At 75.5% G+C, this 8,631-nt stretch carries 8 protein-coding genes; all 8 read left to right on the forward strand.

What is annotated here, in order from left to right:
* Positions 1 to 17 precede the first annotated feature (17 nt).
* Genes ACZ4UX_RS26670 through ACZ4UX_RS26705 form a run of 8 tightly spaced genes read left to right on the forward strand, consistent with a single transcriptional unit; the run spans position 18 to position 8,508 of the window.
* Complete coding sequence (locus tag ACZ4UX_RS26670; RefSeq protein ID WP_380388991.1) at positions 18 to 1,664, forward strand: carbamoyltransferase family protein; 1,647 nt, start codon at positions 18 to 20, stop codon at positions 1,662 to 1,664.
* Positions 1,661 to 2,452, forward strand: a complete 792-nt coding sequence (locus tag ACZ4UX_RS26675) for a nucleotidyltransferase family protein (RefSeq protein WP_380388993.1) — start codon at positions 1,661 to 1,663, stop codon at positions 2,450 to 2,452. The genes ACZ4UX_RS26670 and ACZ4UX_RS26675 overlap by 4 nt, the downstream gene beginning before the upstream one ends.
* Positions 2,428 to 3,558, forward strand: coding sequence for a CDP-glucose 4,6-dehydratase (rfbG, locus tag ACZ4UX_RS26680; protein WP_465708533.1), 1,131 nt, complete (start codon positions 2,428 to 2,430; stop codon positions 3,556 to 3,558). The genes ACZ4UX_RS26675 and rfbG overlap by 25 nt, the downstream gene beginning before the upstream one ends.
* Entirely contained in the window at positions 3,555 to 4,835 is a 1,281-nt protein-coding gene (locus tag ACZ4UX_RS26685) for a glycosyltransferase family 4 protein (protein ID WP_465708534.1), read from the forward strand. Before rfbG ends, ACZ4UX_RS26685 begins: the two co-directional genes overlap by 4 nt.
* Positions 4,828 to 5,904: a nicotinate-nucleotide--dimethylbenzimidazole phosphoribosyltransferase gene (locus ACZ4UX_RS26690; protein ID WP_465708535.1), complete on the forward strand. Its 1,077-nt coding sequence runs from the start codon at positions 4,828 to 4,830 to the stop codon at positions 5,902 to 5,904. The genes ACZ4UX_RS26685 and ACZ4UX_RS26690 overlap by 8 nt, the downstream gene beginning before the upstream one ends.
* Positions 5,901 to 6,593, forward strand: coding sequence for an HAD family hydrolase (locus ACZ4UX_RS26695; RefSeq protein WP_465708536.1), 693 nt, complete (start codon positions 5,901 to 5,903; stop codon positions 6,591 to 6,593). Before ACZ4UX_RS26690 ends, ACZ4UX_RS26695 begins: the two co-directional genes overlap by 4 nt.
* The gene (locus ACZ4UX_RS26700; RefSeq protein WP_465708537.1) at positions 6,590 to 7,990 is read left to right on the forward strand and encodes a class I adenylate-forming enzyme family protein; all 1,401 of its coding nucleotides are present in this window, start codon (positions 6,590 to 6,592) and stop codon (positions 7,988 to 7,990) included. Before ACZ4UX_RS26695 ends, ACZ4UX_RS26700 begins: the two co-directional genes overlap by 4 nt.
* Entirely contained in the window at positions 7,987 to 8,508 is a 522-nt protein-coding gene (locus ACZ4UX_RS26705) for a chorismate--pyruvate lyase family protein (RefSeq protein ID WP_465708538.1), read from the forward strand. Before ACZ4UX_RS26700 ends, ACZ4UX_RS26705 begins: the two co-directional genes overlap by 4 nt.
* Positions 8,509 to 8,631 lie beyond the last annotated feature (123 nt).

Consider the following 8,631-nt stretch of genomic DNA (forward strand, 5'->3'; position numbering starts at 1 on the left):
GAAGGAGAACAACCCCCGTGCGAATACTCGGACTCGGAGGGTCCCACCACGACTTCGGCGCCTGCCTGGTGGAGGACGGGCGCATCGTCTCCGCCGTCGAGGAGGAACGCCTCGTCCGGTTGAAGATCGCGTTCGGCCTCGGACCGCGCCTGCAGCAGTGCCGGGCCGGTGACTACGTCCTCGCCGAGGGCGGCATCGGGCCGCAGGACGTCGACCTGATCGTCGCCAACGACTTCATCAACCCGGTCTACACCCTGCGCCACCGCGACCGGATCCACTGGATCGGCCACCACCTCTCCCACGCCGCCAGCACCTTCTACACCTCGCCCTTCCAGGAGGCGGCGGTCCTGGTGATGGACGGTCGCGGCTCCACCGTCGAGCGTGACGGCGAGCAGCACGGCGAGACCATCACCTTCTATCGCGGCGACGCCCGCGGCCTCACCCCCGTCCGCAGCCTGACCGGCCGGGTCGCGACCGCGCCGCACCGGCTCGACGACACGTACGAGAACTCCATCGGCTGGATGTACGAGGCCGTCTCCAAGGAGATCGGCTTCCACACCGTCGGCGGCATGGGCGCACCCGGCAAGACCATGGGCCTCGCCCCGTACGGCACCCCGCGCTACGTCGACGCGCTCGCCGGGCTGTACGAGCTGCACGACGGGCTTTTCCGCCAGTCGCTCGCCCAGCAGGAGGCGGTGCGCGCCCTCATCGCCGCGGAGCTCGCGAACGCCGACGGCGAGGAGGCCGCCGACGGTGTCCGCGCGGACTTCGCCTACGCCGTCCAGGCCAACACCGAGCGGATCGTCGTCGAGCTGGCCCGCTGGCTGCACCACGAGACCGGCGCCACGGACCTCTGCCTGGCCGGCGGGGTCGCCCTCAACAGTGTCGCCAACTACCTGATCCTCCAGGAGACCCCGTTCGAGCGGCTGCACATCGTGCCGGCCGCGGGCGACAGCGGCACCGCGATCGGCGCCGCCCTGTACGGGCACTACACGCTCGGCGGGCACCCGTGGGCCCCCTCGCCCGAGCTGTTCTCCCCGTACCTGGGCCGTCGGCACACCGACGCCGAGATCGAGGCGGCCGTCGCCGCGCGGGGCGCGCGGCTGACGGTCGAGCGCCCCGACGACCTGTACGCGACGGTCGCCCGCGAGCTCGCGGACGGCGCCATCGTCGGCTGGTTCCAGGGCCGCTCCGAGATCGGGCCGCGCGCCCTCGGCAACCGCAGCATCCTCGCCGACCCGCGCGACCCCGGCATGAAGGACCGCATCAACGCCAAGGTCAAGCACCGGGAGGCGTTCCGGCCGTTCGCCCCGGTGGTGCTGGAGGACCGGCAGTCCGAGTACTTCGACACCGCCGTCCCCGCCCACTACATGCTGCTGGTGCCGCGGGTGCGGGAGGACCGGCGGGCGGACGTCCCCGCGATCACGCACGTCGACGGCTCGGCGCGGCTGCAGACCGCGACGCCCGCCCTCAACCCCGAACTGTGCGAGCTGATCACCGCCTTCGACCGGATCACCGGGGTCCCGGTGCTGCTCAACACGTCGTTCAACGACAACGAGGAGCCCATCGTGGAGTCGCCCGAGGACGCGGTGCGCTGCTTCCTCTCCACCGAGCTGGACGTCCTCGTCCTGCACGGCCTGGTCATCCGCAAGGCGGGCGAGTGAACGACCGGCACCTCTCCGAGCGGCCCACGGTCGTGCTGCTCTGCGGCGGCCTCGGCCTGCGCCAGCGCAGCGACGGCGACGACCTCCCCAAGCCGCTGCGCCCGCTCCCGGACGGCCGGGCGCTGATCCTCCACGTACTCGACTACTACCGCTCGTTCGGCCTCGACGACTTCGTCCTGTGCACCGGCTACGGGGCACGGGCGATGGAGCGGCTGCTGCTGGACGAGTTCCCGGTCTCCCCGGCGGACGTCGAGACCGGCGCCGGCTGGCTCCGCTTCGCAGCCGGTGGCACCCGGCTCACCCTCGTCGACAACGGCCCGTACGCCGAGAAGTGCGTACGCCTGCTGGCGGCGGCCGAGCACCTGCGGCCCGGGCCGTTCCTGCTCGGCTACGGCGACGTGCTCTCCGATTTCGACCTGCGCCGACTGCTCGGGCGCCACCAGGAGAGCGGCACCGCCGTCACCATGACCGCCACCCGGGTCCGCTCCCGCTACGGCGAGATCGTGGTCGGCCCCGGCATGTCGGTCACCGCGTTCGTCGAGAAGCCGCTGCAGCCCGCGCTGATCTCGGCCGGCTACTTCGCCTGCTCACCGCGCCTGCTCAGCGCGCTCTCCCCGGCACTCGGCCTGGAGGAGGACGTGCTGCCCGCGCTCGCGGCGGCCGGCGAGGTCGACGCGGTCGTGCACGACGGGCGGTGGCTGCCGTTCGACACCTACAAGGACTTCGTCGACGCCGAGGCGCTGGCGGCACAGGAGGGATTCCCATGGCCGACCCCGGTCCGGGCCTGAACCGGCCCGCCCCGCGCTGGCGCGGCCGGCAGGTGCTCGTCACCGGCCACAGCGGCTTCGTCGGCTCGTGGCTCACCACCGCCCTGCTGCGGCTCGGCGCCGACGTCACCGGCTTCGCGGCCGACGACGACGAGCGCACCAGGGACCGCAGCGCCGGCCTCGCCGGGCTCGGCGCCCGCACCGTCGTCGGCGACGTCCGCGATCTCGACGCCGTGCACCGCACCATGGCCTCGCGGCCGTTCGACGTGGTGTTCCACCTGGCGGCCCAGCCGCTCGTGAGCGCCGGCCTCGCCGACCCGCACACCACCCTCGGCACCAACATCGGCGGCTCCCTCAACGTGCTGGAGGCCGTTCGCCGGTGCGCACCCGGGGTGCTCGTCCACGTCACCTCCGACAAGTGCTACCGCAACCGGAACTGGCCGTGGCCCTACCGGGAGATCGACGAACTCGGCGGCGGCTGCCCGTACAGCGTCTCCAAGGCCGGCGCGGAGCTGGTCTTCGAGGCGTACGCGACGCTGCTGCGCGACACCGGCGCACCCACCCGGGGCGCCTCCGTCCGCTTCGGGAACATCATCGGCGGCGGCGACCTGGCCGCCAACCGGCTGGTGCCCGACATGCTGGCGGCCCTCGACGAGGGCCGCCCGCTACGGCTGCGCCGCCCCGACGCCGTCCGCCCCTGGCAGCACGTCCTCGACGTCGTGCACGGCCTGCTGCTGCTCGCCGACCGGCTGGGCGACGGCACGGTCGCCGGCGGCGAGGTCCTCAACTTCGCGCCGCCCGGCGACGGCGCGACCGTGCTCGACCTCGCCCGCGCCCTCGACGCGGCCTGGGTCGCGGCCGGCGGCGACCCGGTCGAGCTGGCCGCCGACCCGGACAACCGCCTCACCGAGGACGAACTCCTGCGCCTGGACGGCCGCAGGGCCGCCGAGGCACTCGGCTGGCGCCACCGCTACGACCTCGACGCCTCGGCCGCCGCCGTCGTCGCCTGGCACCGGGCCGTCCGCGCGGGCACCCCGCCGGTCGAGCAGACCTCGGCCCAGGTCGAGGACTTCCTCTTCGACGCACACCTCACGCAGACCGACGAACGGGCAGGCGAACAGCAGTGACCAGCACACGACGGGCAGTCGTCTTCTCCCGGGAGTACCCGCCCACCACCGTCGGCGGCACCAGCACCGTCGCCCGCAACCTCGCCGCCGGCCTGGTCGCCGAGGGCTGGGAGGTCGCCGTCGTCACCTCCCGCCCCGGCGCCGCCGACGACCTCCGCGAGCGGATCGACGGGGTGACCGTCCACCGCGTCGGCACCGACGTCGTCTACAACGCCGGCAGCGGGCTCGCCGACGACAGCCTGCGCGTCCACCGGCGCTTCCACAGCGCCGCGCAGCAGCTCGCCGAGGAGACCGGGGCACCCGACCTGGTCGCGCTGCCCGACCTCTTCTGCCACCCCGAGGCCGCGATGTTCGCGCGCCGGCACGGCGTGCCGCTGGTCAACGTCCTGCTCCAGGACTTCCGCGCGATCACCCCGTACGACCGCGACAAGCACCGCGTCACCAGCGGGGTCGCCGCCGACGCCGCGCACCTGGTGGGGCTGGAACGCAAGGCCGTCCTGACCAGCGACCACACCGTCTTCATCAGCCGGGCGCTGTCCGACGCGATCACCGGCTACTACCCGGAGAACACCGCGCCGCACTCGGTGATCCACCTCGGCGTCGACCCGGACGAGATCCGGGCCGTCGAACAGGACCCGCGGTGGCACCGCCGCCGCGAGGCCCTCGCGATCGGCTCCGAGCCGCTCCTCGTCGGCTGCGGGCGGCTCGTCCCCGTCAAGGGCTACGCACAGCTGCTCACCGCACTCGACCTGCTCGGTGCCGTCCGGCGGCCGGACGGCACCGCCGTACGGCCGCACCTCGCGCTGGTCGGCGTCGGCCCGGAGGAGCGGCCGCTGCGCGAGCTCGCCGGGCGGCTCGGCCTCGCCGACCGGGTGACGTTCCTCGGCGACGTTCCCCGGCAGGAGGCGCTCGGCTGGATGTCCGTCGCCGACGTCGCCGTGGTGCCCAGCCTCTGGGAGTCGTTCTGCTACGTCTGCGCGGAGATGATGGCGTTCGGCCGCCCCGTCGTCGCCACCGCCGTGGACTCGCTGCGCGAGCTGGTGCCCGGCCCCGAGTTCGGCTACCCCGTCCCGGTCGAAGGCCCCTCCGGTGCCCGGGTCCTCGACCCGGCGGTCCTCGCCGACGCCCTGCGCCAGGCCTTCGCCGACCCGGACGAGGCCGCCCGGCGCGGCGCCGCCGCCCGCGCCCGGGTCGCCGAGCACTTCACCAACCGGCGCTTCGCCCAGGGGGTCTCCGACCTCTGCCTCGAACTCACCGAAGGGCGGGCCGATGGCTGACGGCCGCTCGACGGACGGGGCGACCGACCGCGAACGGATCGCCGGCCTCTGCGACTCCGTCACCGCCCCCGACCGCCGCAGCGCCCGGCTCGCTCAGGTCCGCCAGCTCGCCCTCGCCCGCCCGGCCGGCAGCCTGGGCCGGCTCGACACCCTCGTCCAGCGGGTCGCGGGCATCCGCCGCACGGCCTCCCCCGGCCCGCTGGCCACCGTCGTCAGCGTGCTGGCCGGGGACCACGGCGTGGCCGCGCACGGCACCTCGCGCTTCCGACCCGGCGTCACCAGCCAGGTGCTGCGCCTGATCGACGGCGGGCAGGCGCCGGTCAACATCCTGGCCGACCGCCTCCCGGCCCGTGTCGAGACCGCCGACCTCGGTCTCGTCGACCCGGTCGGCGACCAGCGCTACAAGATCGCGCCCGGGACCGCCGACATCTCCGTCCAGGACGCCATGACCGCCGACCTGGCCGCCCGCGCGGTCGCCGCCGGCGCCCGCTTCGCCGCGGAACGCCTCGGCGACGCGGGGCTGGTCGCGGTCGGGGAGATCGGTGTCGGCAACACCACGGCCGCCACCGCGCTCGCCGCCCGGCTGCTCGGCCTTCCCGCCGCCGAACTCACCGGGCTCGGCTCGGGCGTGCCGCAGGCCACCGTCCAACGCAAGGCCGCCCTCGTCGACCAGGCGCTCACCCGGACCGCCCGGCTGCCCGACGACCCGCTCACGGTGCTCGCCGCGCTCGGCGGCTACGAGATCGCCGGCAACACCGGCCTCATCCTCGCGGCGGCCGCCCGCCGGCAGGTCGTCCTCGTCGACGGTGCCATCACCGCGGTCGCGGCCCTGCTCGCCGTCCGGCTCTGCCCGGCGGCGGCGGGATACCTGATCGCCGCCCACGAATCCACCGAACCCTCGCACCGGCACGTCCTGGCCGCCCTCGGCCAGCCCCCGCTGCTCCGCCTGGAGATGCGCCTCGGCATGGCCTCCGGCGCCGCCCTCGCCGCCGGCCTGGTCAACGCCGCCCTCGCGGTCGCCGAGAACACCCCCAGCGCCGACATCGCCGGCCTGGCAGGAGCCCAGTGACCAGCCCCGCGCCGCCGACCGGCCCGGCCCCGGCCCGGCCCCCCGCCACCGGCGCGTCCCCGGGGCGGATCGTGCGCGGGGTGGTGTTCGATCTCGACGGGACCTTGGTCGACTCCTGGGCGCTGCACCTGCGGTGCCTGCGGCGCAGCGTGGTGGCCGTCGGATTGGAGCAGCCGAGCGGCGCCCGGTTGGCCGCGGCGCAGCGGCCGACGGATCTGGAGACGCTGGCGGTGCTGGTGCCGGCGGGTCTGCTGGGTGAGGCGGCGCGGGCCTACGATGCCGCGTTCCGGGAGGAGTTGGCGGGCGGGGCGTCTCCCGCGCCGCCGATGGCCGGGGCGCGGGAGGTGGTCGGGCTGCTGCGCGCGCGAGGGCTGGTGCTGGGGATCTGCACGGGCCGCTCACGTGCGCACGCCAGGCTGCTGCTCGACGCGTGCGGCCTGCCGCTCGATCTGACCGTGGCCCGTGAGGACGCTCCGCGCCCCAAGCCGGCCGCGGACGGCCTGCTGCTCGCGCTGCGGCGGCTCGCTCTGGCGCCCGAAGAGGCGGTGTACGTCGGCGACAGCGCCGCCGACGCGCGGCAGGGAGCCGCGGCCGGGGTCGCCGCGACCCTTCTCCTGGGCCCGCCCGGTCCCGGCCGGCTCGCTTCACTGAACGATCTTCCCGCAGTACTCCGAAAGGCCCGGCCATGACCAGGATCGTCCAAGCCGTTCGCGACAACGGCGCACCGCCCGACGCCACCGCGCTGGTCGCGAACGGCCGGGTCTGGACCTACCGTGAGCTGCTGGCCTCGGCCGAGCGGGTCGCCGCCGCCCTGGCCCGACGGGACGTTCCCGGGGAGAGCGTGGTGGCGCGGACGGCGGACCCGGCGGCGACGGCGGTCCTGGTGCTGGGCTGCGATCTGGCCGGGGTGCCGCTGGTGCACCGTGATGCCGCGGCTCCCGGCGGTGCCGTCGGCCCGATCGCCCAGGACGGGCCGGCCGACCACGTCGGCGGCACCGCCCTGTCCGAGGAGCCTTCGCTGCGGCTCACCGGGGAGGGCCGCTCGGACCTGCCGGACGGAGTGCCGGCGGGCGCCCAGGTCTTTCTGACGTCCGGCTCCACCGGTGTGCCGACGGGTGTGGTCCGCACCTCCGCCGCCGTGCTGGCGGACGCCCGGCGGGTGGGCGGCTTCCTGGGCTACGGGCCGGACGCCCCGGTCGCGGTGGCGGCGCCGCTCTTCCACGCCTACGGGTTCAACTACGGGCTCATCGCGCCGCTGGTGCTGGGTGCGCCCGTGCGGTTCTGCCCGGTCAGGTCGGTACCGTCCCGGCTGCTGGCGGCGGTGCACGGCCATGGCGCGCGGACGCTCATCGCGCTGCCCTTCCACTACGCGCTGCTGGCGCAGGCCGCCGCGGCCCGCGAGGGCCTGGCCACGCCGCCCGGCCTGGCGCTCGCGGTGTCGGCGGGCGCGCCGTTGGGGCCGGGGGTGGCCGCCGCGATCGCCGAACGCTTCACCTTCCGTCTGCACAACTGTTACGGCTCCTCGGAGGCGGGCGCGGTCACGCTCGCCCCGGTCTCCGGTGGCGAGGCCGACGGCTGGGTCGGGGTGCCGCTGCCGGGGGTGGCGGCCGAGGTCGTGCAATCGGCCGACGACGACCTGCCGCGAGGCGAACTCCGGCTGCGGACCACCTCGTTGGCCTTCGGCCGGATCGGTCCGGCGGGCCTGGTGCCGCTCGATCTCGACGAGGAGGGCCGGTACCGCACCGGGGACCTCGCCCTGCCGCCGGCCGCGGACGGCGCCCTCCGCCTGGCCGGGCGGATCGGAACCCTGATCAACGTGGCGGGGAAGAAGGTCGCCCCCGTCGAGATCGAGCGGGTGCTGGCGGAGCACCCGGCGGTGGCGGACGTCCGGGTGTCGGCCTCCCCGGACCGCGCGCACGGACAGGTGCCGGTGGCCGAGGTGGTGCTGCGGGCTCCGGCGCCCGAGCTGGTGCGGTGGTGCCGCGACCGGCTGGCACCCCATCAGGTGCCCCGGCGGATCACCGAGGTCCCGTCGATTCCCCGCTCGGCCACCGGCAAGCCGATCCACCGCGAGGTGGCCCGGTGAACCGCCCCCCCGCCATGGCCGACACCCCTGCGGCCCCGCCGGGTCCGGGGCGGCTGGGGCTGATCGGCCGGCTGATCCTCTCCTGCGACGGCACGGTCACGCCGCTCGTCGAGCAGGTGGTGGGAGAGCGCATCGTGACCGCCGGGCTGACCCATGCGCCGGAGCCGGCGGACGAGGAGGTCGCGCGCCTGCTGACGGTCCCGACCGGCCGGGTGCTGCTGTCGCGGACCACCGAGCTGGTCGGTGCCCGGTCGGGCCTGGTGCACGTGAGGGCCAGGACGCTCCTGGTGGTGGAGGCGCTGCCGGCGCCGCTGCGGACGGATCTGCTGGGCGGTGACGAGCCGATCGGGCGGCTGCTGCGCCGGCACCGGATCGAGTCGTTCCGCGAGATCGTCTCCTCGACGGCCGCCGTGGCGCAGGGCGGTGCCGCCCGGCGGTACCGGGTGGTGATCGGAGGGGCCCCGGCGATGCTGATCGACGAGGTCTTCGCCCCGGGGTGCCTCGGCGAGCCGGTCTGACCGGCGGCGCGGCGAACCACGACGGCGGGGGGGGGGGGGGAACCAACCCCCCCCCCCCCCCCCCCTCCCCCCCCCCCCCCCCCCCCCCCCCAATCCACCACCCCGCCCGCAACCCCGAGAGGC

Source organism: Kitasatospora sp. NPDC028961 (assembly GCF_055564815.1).

Bases quoted from the DNA above. Each gene is read 5' to 3' on its own strand.
- ACZ4UX_RS26690 (WP_465708535.1), top strand. From the start codon at position 4,828: ATGGCTGACGGCCGCTCGACGGACGGGGCGACCGACCGCGAACGGATC.
- ACZ4UX_RS26700 (WP_465708537.1), top strand. From the start codon at position 6,590: ATGACCAGGATCGTCCAAGCCGTTCGCGACAACGGCGCACCGCCCGAC.
- rfbG (WP_465708533.1), top strand. From the start codon at position 2,428: ATGGCCGACCCCGGTCCGGGCCTGAACCGGCCCGCCCCGCGCTGGCGC.